Origin of the sequence: Pantoea sp. IMH (assembly GCF_000599885.1) — a bacterium.
Taxonomy (GTDB): domain Bacteria; phylum Pseudomonadota; class Gammaproteobacteria; order Enterobacterales; family Enterobacteriaceae; genus Erwinia.
On record NZ_JFGT01000005.1, the window covers coordinates 539,515 to 562,558 of the forward strand.

A 23,044-nucleotide genomic window follows, 5' to 3' on the forward strand; every position below is an offset into this window, starting at 1 on the left:
TCGATGGCGACGCTGCTTTATCTGCACGGCTTCAACAGTTCGCCCCGTTCAGCCAAGGCGACCCAGTTTGGTCAGTGGCTGGCGGTCAACCACCCCGGCATTCGTTTTCTGGTGCCGCAGCTCCCTGCCTGGCCCGCCGAAACCGCCTCGCTGCTTGAAGAGATTGTGATGTCCACCTCCGGAGAACCGCTGGGTATCGTTGGCTCTTCGCTGGGCGGTTACTACGCCACCTGGCTCTCCCAGTGTTTTATGCTGCCCGCCGTGGTGGTGAATCCCGCCGTCAGGCCATTTGAGCTGCTGACCGATTATCTGGGTGACAACGAGAACCCATACACCGGTCAGCAATATGTGTTAGAGTCTCGGCACATTTACGATCTGAAAGTGATGCAGATTGACCCGTTAGAATCGCCCGATCTGATCTGGCTGATCCAGCAAACGGGTGATGAAGTGCTCGATTACCGTCAGGCCCAGGGCTATTACAACGCCTGCCGGCAGACGGTAGAAGAGGGCGGCAATCACGCTTTTATCGGATTCGAGCGCCATTTCTCCCCGATCCTCGACTTCCTGGGCCTGTCAGGGACCTGAAGCAGGCTGCGGAGGCTGGCCATTCATTTTAGCCACCAATCAGATTTATACGATGACTCAATCCAGCTATAACGCTGACTCCATTGAGGTACTCAGCGGCCTTGAACCCGTTCGCCGTCGTCCGGGAATGTATACCGATACCTCACGCCCTAACCATCTCGGTCAGGAAGTGATCGATAACAGCGTTGATGAAGCGCTGGCGGGCCATGCCAAACGCGTCGAAGTGATTCTGCATGCCGATCAGTCGCTGGAAGTGATTGACGACGGACGCGGAATGCCTGTCGATATCCATCCCGAAGAAGGCGTGCCCGCGGTTGAGCTGATCTTCTGTCGCCTCCATGCGGGCGGCAAATTCTCAAACAAAAACTACCAGTTCTCCGGCGGCCTCCACGGCGTGGGCATCTCGGTGGTTAACGCGCTTTCCACCCGCGTGGAAGTGACCGTGCGTCGTAACGCGCAGGTTTACGAGATGGCGTTTGAAAACGGGGACAAGGTCGAGGATCTGCGCGTCACGGGTACGGTAGGCAAACGTAATACCGGGACCAGCGTCCACTTCTGGCCGGACGGCTCCTTTTTCGACAGCCCGCGCTTCTCCGTTTCCCGCATGAGCCATCTGCTTAAGGCGAAAGCGGTACTCTGTCCTGGTGTGGAAATCATCTTTAAGGACAACGTCAACGGCACCGAGCAGAGCTGGTGCTATGCCGATGGCCTGACCGACTATCTGTGCGAGGCGGTCAACGGCCTGCCGACGCTGCCGGAGAAGCCGTTTGTTGGCACTTTCTCCGGCGAAGTGGAAGCGGTTGACTGGGCGCTGCTGTGGCTGCCGGAAGGCGGGGAGCTGCTGACGGAAAGCTACGTCAACCTGATCCCGACGATGCAGGGCGGTACCCACGTCAATGGCCTGCGTCAGGGCCTGCTGGATGCGATGCGTGAGTTTTGCGAATACCGCAATATCCTGCCGCGCGGCGTGAAGCTGTCGGCAGAGGATATCTGGGATCGCTGCGCTTATGTGCTGTCAGTAAAAATGCAGGACCCGCAGTTTGCCGGCCAGACGAAAGAGCGTCTCTCGTCGCGCCAGTGCGCGGCGTTTGTTTCCGGCGTGGTAAAAGACGCCTTCAGCCTCTGGCTGAACCAGAACGTGCAGGCGGCGGAACAGCTGGCCGAACTGGCGATTTCCAGCGCCCAGCGGCGTATGCGCGCGGCGAAAAAAGTGGTGCGTAAAAAGCTCACCAGCGGCCCGGCGCTGCCTGGCAAGCTGGCGGACTGTAGCGCTCAGGATCTCAACCGCACTGAACTATTTCTGGTGGAAGGGGATTCGGCAGGCGGCTCGGCCAAACAGGCCCGCGATCGTGAATATCAGGCGATTATGCCGCTTAAGGGTAAAATCCTGAACACCTGGGAAGTCTCTTCCGACGAGGTGCTGGCGTCACAGGAAGTGCATGATATTTCGGTCGCGATCGGCATCGATCCTGACAGTGAAGATATGGCTCAGCTGCGCTACGGTAAGATTTGTATCCTCGCGGATGCGGATTCGGATGGTCTGCACATCGCCACGCTACTCTGCGCGCTGTTTGTGCGTCATTTCCGTACGCTGGTCAAAAATGGTCACGTATACGTTGCCATGCCGCCGCTCTACCGCATCGATTTAGGCAAAGAAGTGTATTACGCGCTGGATGAAGAAGAGAAGGCGGGCATCCTCGATCAGCTGAAGCGTAAAAAGGGCAAGCCAAACGTGCAGCGCTTTAAAGGGCTGGGCGAGATGAATCCCCTCCAGCTGCGTGAAACGACGCTCGATCCCAACACCCGTCGTCTGGTTCAGCTGACCGTAGACGATGACGATGTGGAGCAAACGCTGGCAGTCATGGATATGCTGCTGGCGAAAAAACGCTCGGAAGATCGCCGCAACTGGCTGCAGGAAAAAGGCGATACCGCCGAAATCGAAGTGTAAGACCTTCTATGCAGCATTAAAAAAAATCAGCTGGCCTGCTACTGGCCCGCTGATTTTTTTACGCCCTGTTCTGGAGCCGCTAGATGATATAGCTCAGCCCCATTACAGCCATCAGGCCGACAACGGAGTTAATCAGCTCCAGCAACCCCCAGGTCTTAAACGTATCTTTCATCGAAATACCGAAGGTTTCTTTAAACAGCAGAAAACCGCCATCGTACATTAATGTGATGGTGTTACTGCCGCAGGCGACGGCCAGCGCCATCAGCGCGGGATTAAGATTAAAAGCCCCAATCATCGGCGCGACAATGCCCGCTGAGGTAATTGCCGCAACCGCGCCCTGTCCGGTAAGAATACGAATCACGGCAGTAATAACCCACGCCACGATAAACGGCGACATGCTGACGTGGCTCATAGCACTGACGATATGATCGCCCACGCCAGCGTCGATAATCACCTGCTTAATAATCCCCCCAGCACTGATAACAAACAGCACATTCGCAATCTTTGAAATCGCATCGCTGACGCAGTGGGTAATGCCGTCAGGCGTCATGCCCCGGCGAAGGCCCAGTAGCCAGATTGCGGCCAGGGTAGCCAGCAACATACTGATTTCTGCACTCCCCAGAAACTCACAGATCCTGGCTGCCTGAGAATCTACGCCCATCACCGGTTTAATAATGGAAGAGGCGATCATCAGTACCGCCGGTATCAGCGGGATCATGATGCTGGTAAAAAAAGAGGGAAGCTTATGGGCGGGAATTTCATCGACAGGTTTAAGCATCGAATTCAGCGGCATGCTGGCAATACCCGGCAGAAATCGGGGCAACAAGATCCCGGCACAGAACAGCGAAGGGATCAGCACCAGCGCGCCGTACAGATAAACCTGAACGATATCGGCACCGAAAGTGCTAATCAGGGCGACGGGGCCGGGCTGCGGTGGAAACAGACTGTGGCCCATCGTTGCACCGACAACGGTCGGGATCACCAGTTTCATATAAGGAATATCCGCTTTTTTAGCGATATTCATGACTAGCGGCATAGCGATAAGAAAGGCAACTTCATAAAACATGGCGATGCCGAATATCACGCCGATAAACATTAACCCCAAGGAGAGAAAGCGGGTTCCGCATTTCCGGATCACGGTGTCGGCAATTTGCTGACTGGCGCCCGACTCGGTCATAAATTTACCAATAATGGCACCGAATATGATGATTAACGCCAGGTGCCCCATAATACTGCCCAGCCCCTGCTGGACAAGAGTGACAATTTTATTAATGGGGATACCTTCCATTATTGCGATAAATATTCCCGCAATAAGTAAGGAAAATATATTATGGAATTTGAATTTCAGATTGAGTACGACAAGAATTCCTATCCCAATAATTACCCATAAAAGCGCAAGAAAAGTGTCCATAATCTTTCCGGTTTTTTATAATAAAAAAAGACAAACATGGCGGCCCATGTTTGTCTTAATGAATTATCTCTTTTGTAACGCTTCCCACAGGCCGAGCAGATAGGTCACGCCTAAGGCACGGTCATAAAGTCCGTAGCCAGGACGTCCGGTTTCGCCCCAGATAAAGCGACCATGATCGGGACGGATGTAGCCATCAAAGCCGTTATCGTAGAGCGCTTTCATCACCTGATACATATCCAGCGATCCGTACTGAGACGGATGAGCGCACTCGTAGAAATCCTTATCCTGAATTAATTTGATATTCCGCACATGCGCAAAAGGAATGCGCTTGCGACGGGTAAATTCAGCCAGAATATCACAGACGTTATTTGCCGGATCTTCAGCGATAGAGCCGGTGCAGAGCGTAATACCGTTTGCTTCAGAATCAACTGCGTTGCAGATCCAGTCCAGATCCTCGCGGTTTTTTACAATGCGCGGCAGGCCGAAAATAGAATAAGGCGGATCGTCGGGATGGATCGCCATTTTAACGCCAACCTCTTCGCACACCGGAACAATCTGCTGCAGAAAATATTTCAAATTCTCACGCAGCTTCGTTTCATCAACGTCTTTATACCGTCCGAACAGTTCCTGTACTTTCGCCAGACGCTCTGGCTCCCAGCCTGGCAGCGCAAAGCCGTTAGAATTATCCAGCACCTCTTTCACGACTTCTTCCAGCGGCTTATCAACCCCTTTTTTCTCAAAGGCCATGGTCAGTGAGCCGTCCGGCAGAACGTAATTCATATCGGTTTTCATCCAGTCAAAAACCGGCATGAAGTTATAGCAGATGACTTTAATACCGTGCTTCGCCAGATTGCGAATGGTCTGCTGGTAGTTAGCAATATAGCGATCGCGGCTGGGTGAACCGATTTTGATGTCATCGTGAATATTAACGCTTTCGATGACCTCCATCTTCAGGCCAGCAGCCTGGGCCTGGCCGATCAGGTTTTTGATTTTATCTTCTGGCCAGGTTTCGCCGACCGGCACGTCATAGAGCGCGCCAACCACACCTTCCACACCGGGGACCTGTTTCATGTGCTCCAGTGGAATTTTGTCTTCGTCTGGCCCGAACCAGCGCATAGTAAATTGCATATGAGTTCCCTTTAGAATGAAGTGCGACACTATGAGTACCATACTAGTATCAAACCTGTCGCCAGGGTTGATAGCATGGGTTGATCTTTATCACAAAAAGAAGGGGTAACCCGGCGGGAAGACTAACGGACTGAGTGACGGGCTGGCTGATGGAATAACTTGCTGACGACTGGCTGACTCTGCTGGCGGAGCTGACTGAGCGGGGAGGGGCAAAAGGAAAAAGGGCGGCAACCGCACCACCCATAGAAACACTTAATGCGCTTTTGGCTGCTCCAGAATAAAGATCTTCACCTCCACGACATCTTCTTTAATCGCGGAGCGGTGACGTTCCATATGGTCAGCCTGCTGGTGCCGCTCAAGATGGCGCAGCGACTCCCAGTGTTCCACCATAAAAATGGAGTCAGGTGAGTTCTGCTTCCAGGGAATCTGTGCCTGATGGTCCACCAGCGCCTGATAGCTGCCGCAGCCTTCTTCCTGGAGCACGGTAGGCGTCAGCGTTTCAATCGCCGCCAGCACCGCCTTACGGCGGCCCGGCTTGACGCAGATTTCAGCGAGTACGGTAAGCATAGGTGTTCCTCAGTGGGGGATCTCACCCGGTAAGTTAAGCAAAGATCTGGCTCAGATGAGTCCGATAGCGGCTAATATCGTTCGCGATGTCCGGCTGTTTGATCACATCGTTGCAGATAAATGTCGGTAAACCGGTCATGCCCAGGAACTGATTGGCCTTATGAAAGTGGAGATAAAGACCATCCACGCCCACGCCTTCAAAAAACTGCTCCGGATCGGTAAAGGCTTCCAGCGGCGCGTTCCAGGTCAGGGAAAGCATATAGGTTTTGCCCTGTAACAGGCCGCCCGAACCATACTTCTTCGCGGCGTCTGAGCGGGTACGACCGTCGCTGGCATAGAGCGTGCCGTGGCCTTCCGTAAAGACTTCATCAATATACTTTTTCAGGATCCAGGGCTCACCCATCCACCAGCCCGGCATCTGATAAATTACCGTGTCGGCCTGGGCAAATTTCGCGACTTCTTCTTTGACGTCATAACCGTCATCTACCACAGTGACATCCACGTCGTGGCCCGCATCGCGCAGAAAAGACGCTGCCACGTTCGCCAGGGTATGATTCAGTTCGCCTTTAGAGTGTGCAAAGGCTTTACCGGCATCAAGGATCAAAATTTTGCTCATGTGTTTAACTCTCCCGTTCATGATATTGCGGGCAGTTTACGCGCGACGGCCGGGGAAAAAAATGTGCATTTGATCACAACACTTTTGCGTTTAAAGCAATAATAGTGGCGCAACACTTCTTTTTCTTACCTCAGAAGAGACAGACAGAATGATAAAAACGGCTATTACCGCACTGCTGCTGATGGCGGGCGGCGCAAGCGCCCAGTCGCACCTTGACCGTGTTATGCAAAGTAAGACCCTGATGGTATGCACCACTGGCGACTATAAGCCCTACACCTTTCTTCGTGCAGATGGAGAATATGAAGGGATTGACGTGGCGATGGCGCAGTCGCTGGCACAAAGCCTGAATGCGAAAGTAAAATGGGTGCCGACAACATGGAAAACCCTGACCCCCGACTTTCTCAGTAAGCAGTGTGATATCGCCCTGGGTGGCGTCTCGGTCACGCTGAAACGGCAGCAGACCGCCTGGTTTGCCACGCCGCTGGGAACGGATGGCAAAATCCCGCTGGTGCGCTGCGCCGACAAGAAAAAGTACCGGACGATCGCTCAGCTTAACCGTCCGGAGGTCAGGCTGATTGAACCGGCTGGTGGTACTAACGAGGCCTTTGTCCACAGCCATTTACCTCAGGCAACCCTGACGCTCTTTCATGATAACGTCACCATCTTTCAGCAGTTGGTGGATAAAAAAGCTGACGTCATGATCACCGATGCATCGGAGGCGCTGTTCCAGCAGAAACGCTATCCCGAGCTCTGCGCGATCAATCCTCAGCAGCCCATGCAATACGGTGAGAAGGCCTATATGCTGCCGCGTGATGATATCAGCTGGAAGTTCTATGTGGACCAGTGGCTGCACCTCAGTAAGGCCACCGGCGAGTATCAGAAAATTGCCGCTCAGTGGCTCGGAACGACCAGGTAGCAAGGCGAATATTCTTTCCCGGGTCTGAATGCAGCCAACCCACGGATACCTGTGACAGACCCGGTGCGGATAAGGTACTATCCTCGCCAAACGACCCCGATGCGGCGTGCCTGGTGCGCCGCGATGTGAGGAAAAACGACGAATGAGTGACCTGACGCAGGATGGCGCAGAACGTCTCGCCCTGCATAAATTTACCGAAAATGCGTACCTCAACTATTCCATGTACGTCATCATGGACAGGGCGCTTCCCTATATTGGCGACGGCCTGAAGCCGGTACAGCGCCGTATTGTCTACGCGATGTCGGAACTGGGGCTGAATAACAGCGCCAAATTCAAAAAGTCTGCCCGTACCGTCGGTGACGTGCTGGGTAAATACCACCCGCATGGTGACAGCGCCTGTTATGAAGCGATGGTGCTGATGGCGCAGCCATTCTCCTACCGCTACCCGCTGGTTGACGGTCAGGGAAACTGGGGCGCGCCGGACGATCCTAAATCCTTCGCTGCCATGCGTTATACCGAATCACGCCTGTCCAAATATGCCGAGCTGCTGTTAGGCGAGCTGGGGCAGGGCACGGTCGACTATATACCCAACTTCGACGGCACCCTTCAGGAGCCGAAGATGCTGCCTGCACGGCTGCCGAACATCTTGCTGAACGGCACCACCGGCATCGCCGTTGGGATGGCGACGGATATCCCGCCGCATAACCTGCGGGAAGTGGCCCAGGCGGCGATCAAGCTGATCGACTCGCCGAAAGCGACCATTGAAGATCTTCTTGAACTGGTTCAGGGGCCGGATTATCCGACCGAAGCTGAGATCATCACCCCGCGCAATGATATCCGTAAAATCTACCAGACCGGACGCGGTTCGGTACGTATGCGCGCCGTCTGGAAAAAAGAGGATGGCGACGTGGTGATCACCGCGCTGCCGCATCAGGTTTCCGGCGCGCGCGTACTGGAGCAGATTGCCGCGCAGATGCGCAATAAAAAACTGCCGATGGTGGAAGATCTTCGCGACGAGTCGAACCACGAAAATCCGACCCGCCTGGTGATTGTGCCGCGATCCAATCGCGTGGATATGGAACAGGTGATGAATCATCTGTTTGCCACCACCGACCTGGAAAAAAGCTACCGCATCAATATGAACATGATCGGGCTGGATAACCGCCCGGCGGTGAAAAACCTGCTCGAAATCATCAGTGAGTGGCTGGTCTACCGGCGTGACACCGTGCGTCGGCGCCTGAACTACCGGCTGGAGAAGGTGCTGAAGCGTCTGCACATTCTCGAAGGTTTGCTGGTGGCCTTCCTGAATATCGACGATGTGATCCATATTATCCGCACCGAAGATGAGCCGAAGCCGGTGCTTATGTCACGCTTTGATATCAGTGAAACCCAGGCTGAAGCGATCCTGGAGCTGAAACTGCGTCATCTTGCCAAGCTGGAAGAGATGAAGATCCGCGGTGAGCAGGATGAACTGACGCAGGAGCGCGATCGTCTGCAGGGCATTCTGGCTTCCGAACGCAAAATGAACACCCTGCTGAAGAAAGAGCTCCAGGCAGACAGCGACACCTACGGGGACGATCGCCGTTCGCCGCTGCGTGAGCGCGAAGAGGCGAAAGCGATCAGCGAAAGCGAGCTGGTACCTTCAGAGCCGGTCACCATCGTGCTGTCACAGATGGGCTGGGTGCGCAGCGCCAAAGGTCATGACATCGATCCGGGCGGGCTGAGTTATAAAGCGGGGGACAGCTATCGTGCGGCCGCACGGGGTAAAAGCAATCAGCCGGTGGTCTTTATCGACTCCACGGGCCGCAGCTATGCGCTCGATCCGGTCACGCTGCCTTCCGCTCGCGGGCAGGGCGAGCCGCTGACCGGCAAACTGACGCCGCCGCCGGGCGCGGTTATGGAACAGGTGGTCATGGAGCAGGAGGAGCAGAAACTGCTGATGGCATCGGATGCCGGCTACGGCTTTGTCTGTACGTTCAGCGATCTGATCTCCCGCAACCGCGCCGGCAAAGCGTTGCTGAGCCTGCCGCAGAATGCCAAAGTGATGACGCCCATCGCCATTCATCATGACGATGATATGCTGCTGGCGATCACCGCCGCTGGCAGAATGCTGCTGTTCCCGGTCGCTGATCTGCCGCAGCTGTCGAAGGGGAAAGGGAATAAAATTATCTCTATCCCTTCGGCACAGGCGGCCTCGGGTGAAGATAAACTGGCGTGGCTGCTGCTGCTGGCGCCGGACACCTCTCTCACGCTCTATGTGGGCAAACGCAAGCTGACGCTGAAGCCGGACGATCTGCAAAAATTCCGTGCCGAACGGGGACGTCGCGGTACGCTGCTACCGCGTGGCCTTCAGCGCATCGATCGCGTGGAGACGGATGCGCCATCCCGCCCTGCTGCCAGCGACAACGCAGCGGACAGCGAAGCCTGATTTGCCTGGGGCAGTTACCGGTGACGGCGACTGACCCGGTGCAAAGCACGGCGTAATACAGCCTGAATTTTTACGGCAGGCCCGCCGCTCAGCCAGCGCTGCTGAGCGCCAGCAGGGCCGGGCCACGGAAGTGATAGTGAGGAAGTGATGCTCTCAATTTTACGTATCATCGTAGTGATTATCTATTCGATACTGGTTTGTGTTTTTGGCTGCATTTATTGCCTGTTCAGCCCGCGCAACCCCCGCCATGTTGCCACCTTTGGCCATCTTTTTGGCCGCCTGTCGGGCGTCTTTGGTCTGAAGGTGGAGCTGCGCAGGCCGGAAGGCGCGGATAACTATCCGAATGCCATCTATATCGCTAACCACCAGAACAACTACGATATGATTACGGCTGCGAAAATCGTCCAGCCGTCCACGGTGACGGTGGGGAAAAAAACGCTGCTGTGGGTGCCGTTTTTCGGCCTGCTTTACTGGCTGACCGGCAACCTGCTTATCGATCGCGATAACCGCGCCCGGGCGCACGATACGATCGGTCAGCTGGTGGAACAATTTAAGAAAAAGCGTATCTCTTTCTGGATGTTCCCGGAAGGGACGCGCAGCCGTGGACGCGGACTGCTGCCTTTTAAAACGGGCGCTTTCCATGCGGCGATGGCGGCCGGGGTGCCGATTATTCCTATCGTTGTCTCGACCACGCACGATAAAATCAAACTTAACCGCCTGAACAACGGGCTGGTGATCGTCGAGATGCTGCCGCCGATTGAGCCGGCGGACTTTGCCGACCAGTCGGTCCGCAAGCTGGCGACCCATTGCCGCGAGCTGATGATGGCCAAGCTGGATGAACTGGATGCCGAAGTGGCGGAGCGGGAAGCCAGCGGCCGGGTATAATGTAGAAGTAGTCAGTGAAGTCACACAGCAATAACCAGAATCATAATAAATAGATAGCGGCCCGTTCAGGGCTGCTTTTTTGGGTTACGGAGTTTTTATGTCCTTCAGTCGACGTCAGTTTATTCAGGCCTCGGGCGCAGCGCTTTGCGCCGGTATGCTGCCGGCTAATGCGCATGCCGCTGGCGCGGGTAACGCTTTACCGGTTCCGCCACTGATCGAATCCCGCCGGGGACAGCCAATTTTCCTGACGCTACAGCGCAGCCACTGGTCATTTGAGAACGGCAGCAAAGCGCAGGTCTGGGGCATTAATGGCCTCTACCTCGGGCCGACGGTCCGCGTCTGGAGCGGAGACGACGTCAAACTGATCTATACCAACCGGCTGAACGAACCCGTGGCGATGACCGTCAGCGGTTTACAGCTCCCCGGTGCGCTCGCGGGCGGCGCGCCCAGGATGATGTCTCCGGGCGTTGACTGGGCACCCGTGCTGCCGATACGCCAGGCGGCGGCAACCTGCTGGTATCACGCCAATACGCCCAACCGCATGGCGCCGCATGTTTATAACGGCCTGGCCGGACTGTGGCTGGTGGAGGATGAGGTCAGTAAGTCACTGCCGATCCCAAACCACTATGGCGTGGATGATTTCCCGCTGATTATTCAGGATAAAAGGCTGGATAACTTCGGCACCCCGGAATATTCTCCCCCCTCTAACGGCGGCTTTGTCGGTGACACGCTGCTGGTTAACGGCGTTCAGAATCCCTATCTTGAAGTCTCGCGCGGCTGGGTACGACTGCGGCTGCTTAACGCCTCTAACGCCCGTCGCTATCAGCTACAGCTGAGCGATGGCCGTCCGTTTAACGTTATCGCCAGCGATCAGGGCTTCCTGCCTGCGCCGGTGGCCGTGCAGCAGCTTTCACTGGCACCAGGCGAACGGCGTGAGGTGCTGATAGATATGAGTGAAGGAAATGAAGTTTCCATTACCGCTGGTTCTGCGGCTGGCATCGTCGATCGCCTGCGCGGGCTGTTTGAACCTTCCACGATTCTTACTTCCACCTTAATCCTTACACTGCGCCCGACCGGCCTGCTGCCGCTGGTCACCGATAATCTGCCGATGCGGCTGCTGGCGGATCAGATGATTGAAGGCAGCGTCAGCCGCACGCGTGAATTCACGCTGGGCGATACGCTGCCGGGCATTAACGGCGCGCTGTGGGATATGCAGCGCATTGACGTTACGGCGCAGGAAGGCACCTTTGAGCGCTGGATTATTCATGCCGATCTGCCACAGGCGTTTCATATTCAGGGCGTGATGTTTCTGATTAAAAACGTCAACGGCGCGCAGCCAATGGCGGAAGATCGTGGCTGGAAGGATACCGTCTGGGTGGACGGCAGCGTGGAGCTGTTTGTCTCTTTCACCCAGGCTTCTTCGGAGCACTTTCCGTTTGTCTACTACAGCCAGATGCTGGAGATGGCCGATCGCGGCACGGCAGGACAGCTACAGGTTAACCCTGTCGTCTGAAAATTGCCTTGTAAGGCGTGGTGGGAAGGTGGCTCAGTGAAAAAGCTGATGCCCGGCGGGGCCTGCTATTTGTGATAAAAGGCAGTCGATGAATGGCGCGCTGGAAAGCGCACGGGCGCAGCAATCAGTTTGCCTGCGCCATACTCAGCAGAACACGCCCTGGCGCTATGTGGCTGTCATGCGGCGCACATCAACAAAGCGCACGCCGCACAAAGGCTGAACTTAGTTCAATTCATCCGGATTTGGTCCCAGACGATTACCTTTATCCAGCGACGCAATCTCGCTGATTTCCGGTTTTTCCAGACGGAAATCAAACACCTTGAAGTTCTCCTCAATGCGCGACGGCGTGACCGATTTCGGGATCACCACCAGGCCGCTGTCCAGATGCCAGCGGATAACTATCTGCGCCGGTGTTTTGCCATACTTTTTCGCCAGGTTGCGGATGATTTCCTGGTCGAAGACACCCTTACCGCCCTGAGCCAGCGGGCTCCAGGACTCTGTCTGGATCTGATGCATCGCGTTCCAGGCGTGCAGCGTACGCTGCTGCAGCATCGGATGCAGTTCGATCTGGTTAATAACCGGGCTGACGCCCGTCTCATCCAGCAGGCGCTTCAGATGGTTTTCCTGGAAGTTACAGACGCCGATACTTTTGGTCAGTCCCTGCTTCTGTAATTCAATCATCGCCTTCCATGCGTCGACGTAGTTATCTTTTGCCGGACAAGGCCAGTGCATCAGATAGAGATCCACACTTTCCAGCTGGAGTTTTTTCAGGCTGGTTTCCATCGCCTGCTCTGCGTTCAGCTGATCGTCATTCCACAGTTTGGTGGTGACAAAGATGTCGTCACGGGGCACGTCCGTTTCCTGTAACGCCTGGCCGATACCCTCTTCGTTCTTGTAGATCGCGGCGGTATCAATGGAGCGATAGCCCACGTTCAGCGCCTTAACGGCGGCGTTGCGGGCTTCTTCGATGCTGGCCTGCCAGACGCCAAGACCGAGTTGCGGCATCATATTGCCGTCGTGGAGTTTAATTAAAGGTTGGTCTGCCATGTTATCTCCTGTGCAGCGAATGAACCGAAAGTTCTGCATCGGTTAGTGACGTTAAGTCTAGTTGAGAAAAACGCGACGTTTAATAAATCTTGCCGCTGGTGTCGTGAGCACCTTAAGCAACCTGAAAGGGCAGGCTTACTGCCTGTTTCTGCCTCGATCTTGCCTGTTTCTCCAGCCCGCTGGAGAATTGGCCGGAAATTCGCCATGATGGCGGAGAAAACGATCTGATTAGGGAAAACGACGATGGATCATCACTCGCTTTGCGCCCGGCTGGCGCAGCAGGTCATTGCGCTAAGAGCCTCTCCTTTGCTGGCCACGGTGCCGGATATCAAATTGCTGTACGCCGATAAACCGGGCGGACGCACGCCGGTCATGTATTCATCAGGGATTGTGATCCTGTTTCAGGGGCAGAAAACGGGTTATCTGGGCAATACCGTCTTTCACTATGATGCGACGAAATATCTGATGCTGACGGTGACGATGCCCTTTGAATGTGAAACCTTCGCCACACCGGAAACGCCGCTGGTGGGCCTGTTGCTGAACGTTGATCCCGCCAGGTTACAGGATTTGCTGATCGACATTGGCACGGACGACAGCTTCCATCCTGAGCCGCTGACGCGCGGCATCCATACTGCATCGCTGACCGGTGAGATGCTTTGCGCGGCGGAGCGGCTGCTGGATGTGATGCGCAACCCGCGTGATGCCCGCGTGCTGGGGCCGCAGATTGTGCGGGAAATTCTCTATTACGTTCTGCTGGGGCCATGCGGAGGCGCATTGCTGGCGCTGGTCAGCCGTCAGACGCAGTTCAGCCAGATCGCGCGGGCGATAAGACGGATAGAAAATCACTATACGGATACGATGAGCATCGACCAGCTGGCGGCTGAGGTGAACATGAGCGTCTCGGCGTTCCACCACAATTTCAAGGCGGTGACCAGCACCTCGCCATTGCAGTATCTGAAAAGTTACCGGCTGCATCAGGCAAGAACGATGATGTTGCAGGATGGATTAAAGGCCAGCGCGGCGGCCATGCGGGTCGGCTACGAAAGCGCCTCACAGTTCTCCCGGGAATTTAAACGCTACTTTGGCGTAACGCCGGGGGAGGAGATTGCGCGGATGCGTCAGGCAGCGTTATAAGGCCGCCTGACGGCGTTATGAAGAGGATTTGCGGCGCTTGATCACCAGCGTCAGGCTGCCAATCAGGCCGGCAACCAGCAAGACCAGCGGCAGGATCATCAGAAATGTCATCACCTGATCTTCATGGCGTTTGATAAAGGGAACCTGGCTGATGGCGTAGCCAAACGAGACCAGAATAGTGACCCAGAGCGCGCCGCTCAGCCAGTTGAACAGCTGAAAACGGCTGTTCCGCAGGCCAGAAATCCCGGCCATGGTCGGCAGAATGGTGCGGACAAAGGCCAGAAAGCGCCCAACCAGCAGCGCCATCAGGCCGTGGCGGTGAAACAGACTCCAGGCGCGCTGGTGATACTGGGCAGGCAGATGCATCAGCCAGCTTTTTACCAGGCGGGTATTGCCAAGCCAGCGCCCCTGAAGATAGCTCAGCCAGCAGCCCAGGCTGGCGGCGGCGGTCAGCAGCAGTATGGTCGGCACAAATGTCATCACGCCTTTAGCCACCATCGCCCCCGCCAGCAGCAGCAGGCTGTCGCCAGGCAGGAAGGAGGCGGGCAGCAGGCCGTTTTCCAGCAGCAGGGTGAGAAACATTATTCCGTAGACTATCCAAATGACATCCGGATTGGCCAGGGCGGCAAAATCCTGATGCCAGAGCGCCTGAACAATCTCGTGCAATACACCCATTTCATATCCCGTTGACAGCAGTAATCTGTCGATTGTAACTGCAATCGGCGCTCAGTACCCTGATCAAGGTCTTCCGTGCGGCCTCATTGCGGGTTTATTTACTTTTCTGCCCCTCAATTGGGCGTCAGCCGGGCAAAACCTGCCGCCAGATCGTCAATCAGGTCTTCAACATTTTCCAGGCCGATATGTAGGCGTACCAGCGTTCCGCTAAAGGCAATGCCGGTCGCCGGACGGATCGCCGCCAGTTCTTCAGGCTGGTTTGCCAGGATCAGTGATTCATAACCGCCCCAGGAGTAGGCCATGCTGAAATGTTCAAAATGGTCGAGGAAATCCGCCAGTTGCTGATCGCTCAGGCGTGCTTTCAACACGAATGAGAAGAGGCCGCTGCTGCCGGAGAAGTCGCGCTGCCAGAACTGATGGCCCTGACACTGCGGCAGCGCCGGATGATTAACAACCTCAACCTCCGGGCGGGCCGCCAGCCAGTGCGCCACGCGCAGGCCGCTCTCTTCGTGCTGGCGCAGACGAACCGCGAGCGTACGCAGACCCCGGCTGGCCATATAGGCGGTATCCGCATCCACCATCTGCCCCATCAGATAGGAATTCTCGCGCAGCTGCGCCCAGCAGCGTTCATTCGCCACGGCGGTGCCGATCATGGCATCCGAGTGACCAATCAGATATTTGGTGCCCGCCTGAATGGAGATATCGATGCCGAAATCCAGCGCGCGGAACAGCACGCCAGCGGACCAGGTGTTATCGAGCATGATAACGGCATCAGGCGCTTTGCTACGTACCGCTGCGACAATGGCCGGAATGTCCTGAACTTCCATGGTGATGGAAGCGGGAGACTCCAGAAAAACGACGCGGGTGTTGGGCTGGACGAGCGCGGCAATCTCCGCGCCAGCAGTATGATCGAACCAGGTGGTAGAAACATTCATCCGGCTGAGAACGTTGGTACAGAAATCCTGAGTCGGTTCATAAACCGATCCTGCCATCAGCACATTATCACCCGCCGAGACGAAGGCCAGAATAGCGTTGGCCACGGCGGCGGCCCCGCAGGGATAAAGCGCGCAGCCCGCGCCACCTTCGAGTTCGGTCATCGCCTCCTGGAGCGAAAAGTGGGTGAGAGTACCGCGCCGGCCATAAAACAGTTCTCCTGCGGCGCGGCCTGCGGTGGCGCGTTTTTTGTCGGCCACGCTGTCAAACACCAGCGACGAGGCGCGCTGAATCACGCTGTTGACGGAACCTTGTGTGTAGCGCTTGTCGCGGCCTGCGGCGATCAGCATCGTTTCGAGTTTTTTCCGGGTCATCTTCTGCTCTGTCTGCAAGTGGCGTAGTGCAGTCACGTTACCACGGCGGAGGGCAGGGTGAAATTGGGCGACAACGCAGTGCCTGAGAGATGACGCAAATATGCCGCTTACCTGAGGCAGGACAATAAACCGGCCATTAATTGGCGCAGGCCAGGTAAATAGTAATGATAACCACTATCAATTCAGCTTCGATTTGGTATGATCCGCACTGGTTTTTTCCATTCAGTTGACTTCCGTTGGAGAGACAGCGTGACGAATAATTTGATGCAGACGGACCTTTCCGTCTGGGGCATGTACCAGCATGCGGACATCGTGGTTAAAGTGGTAATGATCGGACTGCTGCTGGCATCGGTCGTGACCTGGGCCATTTTCTTCAGCAAAAGCATTGAACTCGGTTCGGCAAAACGCCGCCTTAAACGCGAACAGCAGGCGCTGGCGGGTGCCCGCTCAATGAAAGACGCGGCCGCGACCTGCGCCTCGTTCAAAGCGAACAGCCTGAGCGCTCAGCTGCTGAATGAGGCTGAAAACGAGCTTGAGCTTTCCGAAGGTTCCGACGATAACGACGGCATTAAAGAACGCACCGGTTTCCGCCTGGAACGCCGGGTCGCCTTCTTCAGTCGCCATGCCGGACGGGGCAATGGTTTCCTCGCCACCATCGGCGCCATTGCACCCTTTGTCGGCCTGTTCGGCACCGTCTGGGGCATTATGAACAGCTTTATCGGCATCGCCCAGACGCAGACCACCAATCTGGCCGTGGTGGCGCCCGGTATCGCTGAAGCGCTGCTGGCGACCGCCATCGGTCTGATTGCCGCCATCCCGGCCGTGGTGATCTATAACGTTTTTGCCCGCACCATCGCCAGCTATAAAGCGTCACTGGGCGATGTTGCGGCACAGATCCTGCTGCTGCAAAGCCGCGATCTGGACCTGGCGGCCAGCGGCAGTTCACACCGTGCGCAGCCGGCGCAGAAACTGCGGGTGGGCTGACGGCGATGGCAATGCGATTTAACGAAGATCTGGATAGCAACGGCGAAATGCATGAAATTAACGTCACGCCGTTTATTGACGTCATGCTGGTGCTGCTGATCATCTTTATGGTCGCCGCGCCACTGGCTACTGTTGACGTCCGCGTTAACCTTCCCGCTTCCACCAGCGCGCCGCAACCACGTCCCGAGAAGCCGGTTTATCTCTCGATCAAGGCGGATAAGCAGCTCTTTATCGGTAATAACGCGGTGACGGAAGAGACGCTGATTAATGCCCTGATTGCTCAGACTGATGGAAAGAAAGAGACTACCGTTTTCTTTCAGGCCGATAAATCCGTGGATTATGAAACGCTGATGCGCGTGATGGATAAGCTACGCCAGGCGGGCTATCTCAAGATTGGCCTGATGGGCATGGAGACGGTCAGCCAGTAATCCTGTCTGAGCCGATCGTTCGGTCGGCTCAGTTACCTGCCCGCTCAGCCTCATGCGGAGGCTGATTCTCCCTGAGTCATTTTCCCTGCCGTTCAGAAGGATAAATCCACCACCACGCTGTCGCTGTAGTTGCCTGCGGGTGGCGTATTCTGGTTAGTCAGAATGCGCGCCGTATAGTTATAGGTCCGCGTCAATCCGTCGCTGCTCACCGTGTTCGCCGCCGTGCTTGCAACCCGTTGTGAACCCGCCGGTCCCCATCGCGAGGTGGTGGCTCTTTTATAAATATCATAGGCAAGCTGATTGCTACCGCTTCGCATATAACGCTGCCCGCCAACCGCATTGTTGCCGTTGCTCAGCCCGACGGTATAGGTGCTCCCTTTCGTGCAAATCACGTTAATGGATTGCGCAACGCTGTTAAAGCTACCGACCAGCGGCGCGCTGCCAAAACTGATATTGGGCGCGGTGATGGTGGTGCAGTCATTGGTAATCGTCATATTGACGGTAATGGGCACAGTGCCCGAACCATTTTGCTGGCTGCCCAACAGGCAGGCGCCAAGCAGCCCGATGCCGGTACAGACGCTGTAGTTAACCAGCACGTTCAGCACCACAGTGTAGTTACCTGCCGCGACCACTTCGCCGGGTACGGTGCGCAGATAGAGCGGAAAGGTAAAGTTCAGCCCACCGAGCAGCCCAATCAGGTTCAGCAACTGAGCCGAGGTATAGGTGGTTGCCGGGCCGCCCACGGTCAGTTCTGTGGTGCAGGCCGCTTCGCGGCAGAGCTGAAGCGGTATGCTGTCTGTTCCGGTGCTCGCGGTTTTCAGCGTACCCCGCGTGCTGCGGGTAAAGGTGGCGCTGGCCAGCTGAAACCTCACAAAGTCAGCGGTGAGCAGTGACAGCACGCTGCCGTTGCCGCAGTTCACATTGACATTGGCCTGGGTCGTGCTGGCCGTCGTGTTAACGGTAAAGGAGCTGACGGTGCCAAAAGCGCCGCTGGCAGGAGGGAGCGTACAGGCCGCCCAGCCGGGCAGCGCCCAGCCCATCAGCAGCGGTAACAGACAGAGCAGGCGGGTTTTCATGGTGAGGTTCCTGAAGCGTCAGAAGAGAGAGCGCAGGTCAGCGGACCGTAGGTCTCAAGCGATAAAGGCCGTCCGCCAGGGAGTTGCAGCACCGCCTCGCAGTGGCGGCCATCCGGCGTTTCGGCCCGGAAAGGGTTTTCAGCAGAGAGATTTTCCATCCAGGCAAGGCCGTCCCAGCCCACATATTCAACGGTCTGGTCGGCACGAATAATTTGCGTGGAAACGGGAAGCGGCTCGCCGGTCTGATCAAGGAGGATCACGCTGGCTGCCCGCAGTGGCTCAATGGGGAAATGCAGCAGATAGCCGCTCTGCCTTTTTACCGAGAAGCGCTGTTCCACGCGGGAAGTGGTCATGTCTGCCGGCAGATCCAGCGTATCGATATCATATTTTGCGGGATAGTAGGAGCTGATCCCCGGCACCAGCAGATAGCCTGCCCGGTCGGTTTTGCCCATCAGCTGGTTTTCGTAACGTACGCTGATATCCGGATAGTCGGTTTTGACCAGCACAAAAGCATCCGGAACCTGGTTTGCGGCAAACAGACTGCCATCCATCAGCACCAGCGAGCCGGTCACGTCGGCCCATTCGGTACTGTAATCCCGGTCGCCATAGAAGCCTGCGGAGGTTTCCACTTTCGCATTGCGCCAGCTGAGACTGCCCTGGCGATAATCGCTGCCGCTGCTCTGGTTTGCCCATGAGGCATCCCAGGCGATGCCGCCCTCGGTAGGCATGGCGCGGGCAATACTGACACGCTGTGTGCTGCCACCCTCGACGTCACGCTCCATGCTGACGCTGGCATTGCTGCGATCGCTTAACGGAATAACCAGTGACATTGCCCCGGACCAGGCGCCCTGCTGCTGGTCGCGGCTTGCGGAGATATAGAGGCTGCTGTTGCCCCACAGGTTTTTACTCCAGGAGAGGTTTAACAGCTGGGTTCGATCGTTACTGCCGCTGACGATATCTATATAGGCCGCCCCAAGACTGCCATACTGATTCAGCGACAGGCTGGCGCTGTACTGGGCGCTGCGGCGGCTCAGCGTATATTCCGTCCCGCCCACGCTGCTGCGATCGCCATAGAGCGCGAGGTTACTGAAGCCCGCCGACCGGATAATATGCTGGGTGCCGATGCTGAAGCGGCTGTTGTTGTACTGATAGCCCCAACTGTACTGATTGCCGTGCTCACCCTTCATCTGGCTCTGCGTCAGCGCCGCGTTCACCACGCCCAGCGACCCGAGCCGCATCTGTCCTCCTGCGCCACCGGCAGCCAGTGATTCGGCGCCTTCCGCATGGCTTTCCAGCGTCAGCCAGTCATTCAGCCCATAGCGGTAAGAGCCGCTGGCTGCGGCGGCGTCGTAGTCAAAGTTTTTCACGCCGTAATTCCCGCGCAGCGCCCCGGCGGAGAAGGAGAAATCAGCCAGGCCAGGCTTTAACAGATTGCTGGAAACATAGAACGGCAGCGTGGTGGTTACGCGACGACCTACGGCATCCGTTGTCACCACTACCGCGTTTCCCGCGCCGTTTACAAAGGGCAGATTGGTCAGTGACCAGGGGCCGGGCTGTACCTCATTGCTGCTGCTTTTATAGCCGTTAACAAACAGGTCCACGGTCGAGGGCACCGCGGCCTGGCCGGAAAAAGAGGGCAGAGGATAGGTGATAATGTCCGGCCTGACTGAAAAGTCTTTCGCTATTTTCAGGCCGCCAAGCCGCACGCTGTTGCTCCAGGCCAGCGCATCGGTGGTCAGGTCGCCCACACGCCAGCTTAGCGAGCGGTTCTCATCCTGATAACTGAACCAGGTATCGTAGCGAAGATAACCTTCATTCACGCTCCCTGGCGCGCCGGAGAGCTGCTCCTGCCAGACGCCGTTACTGGAGAACTGTCCGGCCACGCCGAACAGGCGGAATTCGTTCCAGGCCGACAGGCGTGTGCCGCTTTGCGCCGTATGGCTGGTGTAGAGATCGTAGTTAAACAGCGCGCCGGGCGTGGTACGGCCTGGATAACGTGGACCGGCACGCTGTTCGCCCTCAATTGTCTGACGGGGAAGCCATGCGGGCGGTACTTTCAGCACGATTCGCTGGCGGGCCTGATCATACTCCGCGCTCACTTCCGGCATGCTGGTGACATCGACCATCGATGAGGTAATGCGGGCGCTGGGAATACCTGCCCGCTGCAAATCCCCGGCACGCAGATAATAGTGATTGTCCCGGAACTCTACGGGAACCACTTCACCGCTGTCCTGCCCGTTTACCACCAGTCCCAGCATATATTGCTGCTGACCGGCGGGAGAGGTATTTTGCGTCGGCGGGGGGGGCAAAGAGGAATAGACTTCCGTGCGGCCTGCCACAGGAATCAGGCCGCATAAAATGCCAGTCACGGCCAGGGAGCAGCGCCTGAGAGACGCACGTCTTCGCCCGTTCATTGGCTAGCGGGAGGAACCGCTGCGCCAGGCTTTCGTTCCCACTTCGGCGCTCAGTTCTGCGCCGCTGGCGGGGGTAAATTTCAGTGGAAAGGTGTTCATCGATCCTGCCAGCACGTAGCCAAAAAGGCTGTCAGAAAGCACCCGTCCGCCGAGACTGACCCTGCTCAGACGGGCGTGTTTGCTGCCGGTATTGGTGATTTGCAGCGCCGGCCGACCGCTCTGGTTGACGATTTTCCAGCTCAGTTCTGGCCTGGCGGCATCGGGGGAGAGCCCCTGACCATAGGTAAACAGCGGCACGGAGTAGCGCATCTAAAAATTAAGGCCAGCCTGGTTTTGTCCTGGCTCCTGCGGCGTGGGGATTTCATCCAGCAGCACGCGGTAAGCGAGCTCTTTTCCAGCTGGAGGCTGACTCTGGCCGATCAGACGCACCAGCTGTTTCTGACCGGGTTCAATCCTGACCAGCGGCGGACTGGCTACGACCTTTTGCTGCGTCTGATACTGTTCTTTACCCTCAACCTGTTCCCACGCAAATATTCTGACCTGCATCAGCGTAGTGGCGTCGCCCCGGTTCTCCAGCCAGAGTTCGGAAGCTTTGTCACCGCTGAGGATTTTGGGATCGATTGGCCAGATCAGCACCGAATTTCCCGCCCGGGCTGTTGTCATCAGCGCGCCACCTGCCAGGCAGATTAACAGCGCAAAAGTATGTAGCGTCTTCATTCTTGATCCTTCTGTGTCCCTTTTTACCAACTCAGCGTGACCCGCAGGGTATCGCTGTAAGTCCCGGCCCGGTTTACGCCACTCAGCTGCAGCAGGCCGAAGATGGGCAGGGTAATAGTGTTTGCATTGCTGTAGCTCAGCGCCACGTTCTGATTGACCGGTATCGCGCTGGTGGCGCTGTGAGTGGCGCTACTGTAAAGCGTATAGCTCACAAGATTACTGTTATTCGCCACCCTGAGGTTGCGTGTGGTGGTGTAGTTACTGCCGCCGTCGATACTCATTGATAACGTCGTCCCTGGGGTGCAGGCCAGATTAAGGGTCGAGTTCTGCACATAGCTTGCGCTGACCGACCGGCTTCCAACGCCTGGGTGGCTGCCAAAATCCAGCGTGCCAAATAGGCTGGTATTGGTACCGGAAATCACGCAGCCGTTAACGATCGAAGCCGTGACCTGGAAGGTTTGCGTCGGCAGTGCAGCACTCCCGGCGCTGACAGTCAGCAACACAAGACAAAGCGGGCGCATCAGGCCCGCCACGCATCTTCCTCGTTCCGCCACGCTGGCGCTCCCTGTCGGTCAGACTCAGTAGTTCACGGCAACGCTGATCGTATCCGTGTAGGTGCCTGCCGGGATTGTGGCATCGAATCCGCCTCCGGTGATGCGGCCATAAATCGGATAGTTTTCGCCGTTAATAGGATCGGTCGTGCCGGTGTTGGTAAGGTCAGTGTTATTGGCGATCGGCGTGGTGTAAGAAGTGGTGCTATAGAGGGTGTAAGCAATTCCCTGAGTGGCATCGCTGCCAAGAACAAGGTAGCGGGGCTGCGCGGTGACGGCACCAAACACGGTGGTCGGCGCCGTATTGCTGCTGGTGAGCTGGACGTTATAGGTCTGGCCGGTGGTACAACGCACGAAAATGCCGTTGCCCAGCGAACCGACCAGGGTGGCGTTGAGGGTATCGAAGGTGGCAGCGCTGCTACCAAAGTCCAGAGTACCGAAGTCAACGCCGGTCGTGGCCGATTGTCCGTTAACGAGACAGCCGGTGGTCAGCACCAGCTGGGCGTTGATGGTTCCCGTCGTGGTGGCGGCAAAGCCGCAAGAGGCTACGCCGAGGCCCAGGCCACAACCCAGCAAAAAAAGCTTCATTTTCATAACCGTTCCTTACTGATTAGACCGATGAATGTGCTTTTTCGCCTGGCGTGAAATTAACGTTAAGCGGGCTTAACGCTGTCAGAAAAATAATGCTTTATCCCCGCTATGAATAATATCAGG

Annotated in this window: 20 protein-coding genes and 1 pseudogene; 9 read left to right on the top strand and 12 right to left on the bottom strand. The window is 56.5% G+C overall.

Features of this window, described 5'->3' with window-relative positions; translation table 11 throughout:
• The first annotated feature begins 3 nt into the window (after positions 1 to 3).
• A complete protein-coding gene (gene yqiA / locus EA20_RS0110790) occupies positions 4 to 585 on the top strand; it encodes an esterase YqiA (protein ID WP_024966836.1) in 582 nt (193 codons plus the stop codon).
• A 52-nt stretch (positions 586 to 637) separates the two neighbouring features.
• Positions 638 to 2,533 (top strand): DNA topoisomerase IV subunit B, encoded by a 1,896-nt coding sequence (gene parE / locus EA20_RS0110795; RefSeq protein WP_024966837.1) that lies wholly within the window; start codon positions 638 to 640, stop codon positions 2,531 to 2,533.
• Positions 2,534 to 2,612: 79 nt separating this feature from the next.
• Here the strand turns inward: parE and EA20_RS0110800 are convergent, their stop codons facing one another.
• The 4 genes from EA20_RS0110800 to EA20_RS0110815 form a co-directional block, all read right to left on the bottom strand.
• On the bottom strand, positions 2,613 to 3,944 hold the full coding sequence (locus EA20_RS0110800; protein ID WP_024966838.1) for a gluconate:H+ symporter: 1,332 nt from the start codon (positions 3,942 to 3,944) through the stop codon (positions 2,613 to 2,615).
• Positions 3,945 to 4,007: 63 nt separating this feature from the next.
• Positions 4,008 to 5,072 carry a mannonate dehydratase gene (gene uxuA / locus EA20_RS0110805; RefSeq protein WP_024966839.1) on the bottom strand — a complete coding sequence of 355 codons (1,065 nt, stop codon included), beginning with the start codon at positions 5,070 to 5,072 and terminating at the stop codon, positions 4,008 to 4,010.
• A gap of 252 nt (positions 5,073 to 5,324) precedes the next feature.
• Positions 5,325 to 5,639 carry a putative quinol monooxygenase gene (locus EA20_RS0110810; RefSeq protein WP_024966840.1) on the bottom strand — a complete coding sequence of 105 codons (315 nt, stop codon included), beginning with the start codon at positions 5,637 to 5,639 and terminating at the stop codon, positions 5,325 to 5,327.
• Positions 5,640 to 5,673: 34 nt separating this feature from the next.
• A complete protein-coding gene (locus EA20_RS0110815) occupies positions 5,674 to 6,255 on the bottom strand; it encodes an NAD(P)H-dependent oxidoreductase (RefSeq protein ID WP_024966841.1) in 582 nt (193 codons plus the stop codon).
• Positions 6,256 to 6,403: 148 nt separating this feature from the next.
• Here EA20_RS0110815 and EA20_RS0110820 point away from each other — a divergent pair, with 148 nt between their 5' ends.
• The 4 genes from EA20_RS0110820 (at position 6,404) to ftsP (ending at position 11,997) form a co-directional block, all read left to right on the top strand.
• Positions 6,404 to 7,171: a transporter substrate-binding domain-containing protein gene (locus EA20_RS0110820; RefSeq protein ID WP_024966842.1), complete on the top strand. Its 768-nt coding sequence runs from the start codon at positions 6,404 to 6,406 to the stop codon at positions 7,169 to 7,171.
• A gap of 142 nt (positions 7,172 to 7,313) precedes the next feature.
• Positions 7,314 to 9,599: a DNA topoisomerase IV subunit A gene (gene parC, locus EA20_RS0110825; RefSeq protein WP_024966843.1), complete on the top strand. Its 2,286-nt coding sequence runs from the start codon at positions 7,314 to 7,316 to the stop codon at positions 9,597 to 9,599.
• A gap of 147 nt (positions 9,600 to 9,746) precedes the next feature.
• Positions 9,747 to 10,484 (top strand): 1-acylglycerol-3-phosphate O-acyltransferase, encoded by a 738-nt coding sequence (locus EA20_RS0110830; RefSeq protein WP_024966844.1) that lies wholly within the window; start codon positions 9,747 to 9,749, stop codon positions 10,482 to 10,484.
• Between the two features lie 97 nt (positions 10,485 to 10,581).
• A complete protein-coding gene (ftsP, locus tag EA20_RS0110835) occupies positions 10,582 to 11,997 on the top strand; it encodes a cell division protein FtsP (RefSeq protein WP_024966845.1) in 1,416 nt (471 codons plus the stop codon).
• Positions 11,998 to 12,219: 222 nt separating this feature from the next.
• Here the strand turns inward: ftsP and dkgA are convergent, their stop codons facing one another.
• Entirely contained in the window at positions 12,220 to 13,044 is an 825-nt protein-coding gene (gene dkgA, locus EA20_RS0110840; RefSeq protein ID WP_024966846.1) for a 2,5-didehydrogluconate reductase DkgA, read from the bottom strand.
• 243 nt (positions 13,045 to 13,287) lie between these two features.
• On the opposite strand from dkgA, the gene EA20_RS0110845 reads away from it, so the two are divergent.
• Positions 13,288 to 14,178: an AraC family transcriptional regulator gene (locus EA20_RS0110845; RefSeq protein ID WP_024966847.1), complete on the top strand. Its 891-nt coding sequence runs from the start codon at positions 13,288 to 13,290 to the stop codon at positions 14,176 to 14,178.
• 15 nt (positions 14,179 to 14,193) lie between these two features.
• On the opposite strand, the gene EA20_RS0110850 is transcribed toward EA20_RS0110845, so the two are convergent.
• Together EA20_RS0110850 and metC are read right to left on the bottom strand one after the other, a co-directional pair.
• On the bottom strand, positions 14,194 to 14,853 hold the full coding sequence (locus EA20_RS0110850) for a DedA family protein (RefSeq protein ID WP_024966848.1): 660 nt from the start codon (positions 14,851 to 14,853) through the stop codon (positions 14,194 to 14,196).
• 113 nt (positions 14,854 to 14,966) lie between these two features.
• On the bottom strand, positions 14,967 to 16,160 hold the full coding sequence (gene metC / locus EA20_RS0110855; RefSeq protein ID WP_024966849.1) for a cystathionine beta-lyase: 1,194 nt from the start codon (positions 16,158 to 16,160) through the stop codon (positions 14,967 to 14,969).
• Positions 16,161 to 16,409: 249 nt separating this feature from the next.
• Between metC and exbB the strand changes: the two genes are divergently transcribed.
• Complete coding sequence (exbB, locus tag EA20_RS0110860; RefSeq protein WP_071995429.1) at positions 16,410 to 17,144, top strand: tol-pal system-associated acyl-CoA thioesterase; 735 nt, start codon at positions 16,410 to 16,412, stop codon at positions 17,142 to 17,144.
• 5 nt (positions 17,145 to 17,149) lie between these two features.
• Positions 17,150 to 17,572 (top strand): TonB system transport protein ExbD, encoded by a 423-nt coding sequence (gene exbD, locus EA20_RS0110865; RefSeq protein ID WP_024966851.1) that lies wholly within the window; start codon positions 17,150 to 17,152, stop codon positions 17,570 to 17,572.
• 92 nt (positions 17,573 to 17,664) lie between these two features.
• On the opposite strand, the gene EA20_RS0110870 is transcribed toward exbD, so the two are convergent.
• From EA20_RS0110870 to EA20_RS0110890, 5 genes and pseudogenes are all read right to left on the bottom strand, one after another.
• Positions 17,665 to 18,648, bottom strand: coding sequence for a spore coat U domain-containing protein (locus tag EA20_RS0110870; protein ID WP_024966852.1), 984 nt, complete (start codon positions 18,646 to 18,648; stop codon positions 17,665 to 17,667).
• The gene (locus EA20_RS0110875; protein ID WP_024966853.1) at positions 18,645 to 21,062 is read right to left on the bottom strand and encodes a fimbria/pilus outer membrane usher protein; all 2,418 of its coding nucleotides are present in this window, start codon (positions 21,060 to 21,062) and stop codon (positions 18,645 to 18,647) included. Before EA20_RS0110875 ends, EA20_RS0110870 begins: the two co-directional genes overlap by 4 nt.
• Before the next feature lie 3 nt (positions 21,063 to 21,065).
• A pseudogene (locus EA20_RS19685) lies at positions 21,066 to 21,779 on the bottom strand (molecular chaperone).
• A 23-nt stretch (positions 21,780 to 21,802) separates the two neighbouring features.
• Positions 21,803 to 22,300, bottom strand: a complete 498-nt coding sequence (locus EA20_RS0110885) for a spore coat U domain-containing protein (RefSeq protein WP_024966854.1) — start codon at positions 22,298 to 22,300, stop codon at positions 21,803 to 21,805.
• Between the two features lie 57 nt (positions 22,301 to 22,357).
• The gene (locus tag EA20_RS0110890; protein ID WP_024966855.1) at positions 22,358 to 22,924 is read right to left on the bottom strand and encodes a spore coat protein U domain-containing protein; all 567 of its coding nucleotides are present in this window, start codon (positions 22,922 to 22,924) and stop codon (positions 22,358 to 22,360) included.
• Positions 22,925 to 23,044 lie beyond the last annotated feature (120 nt).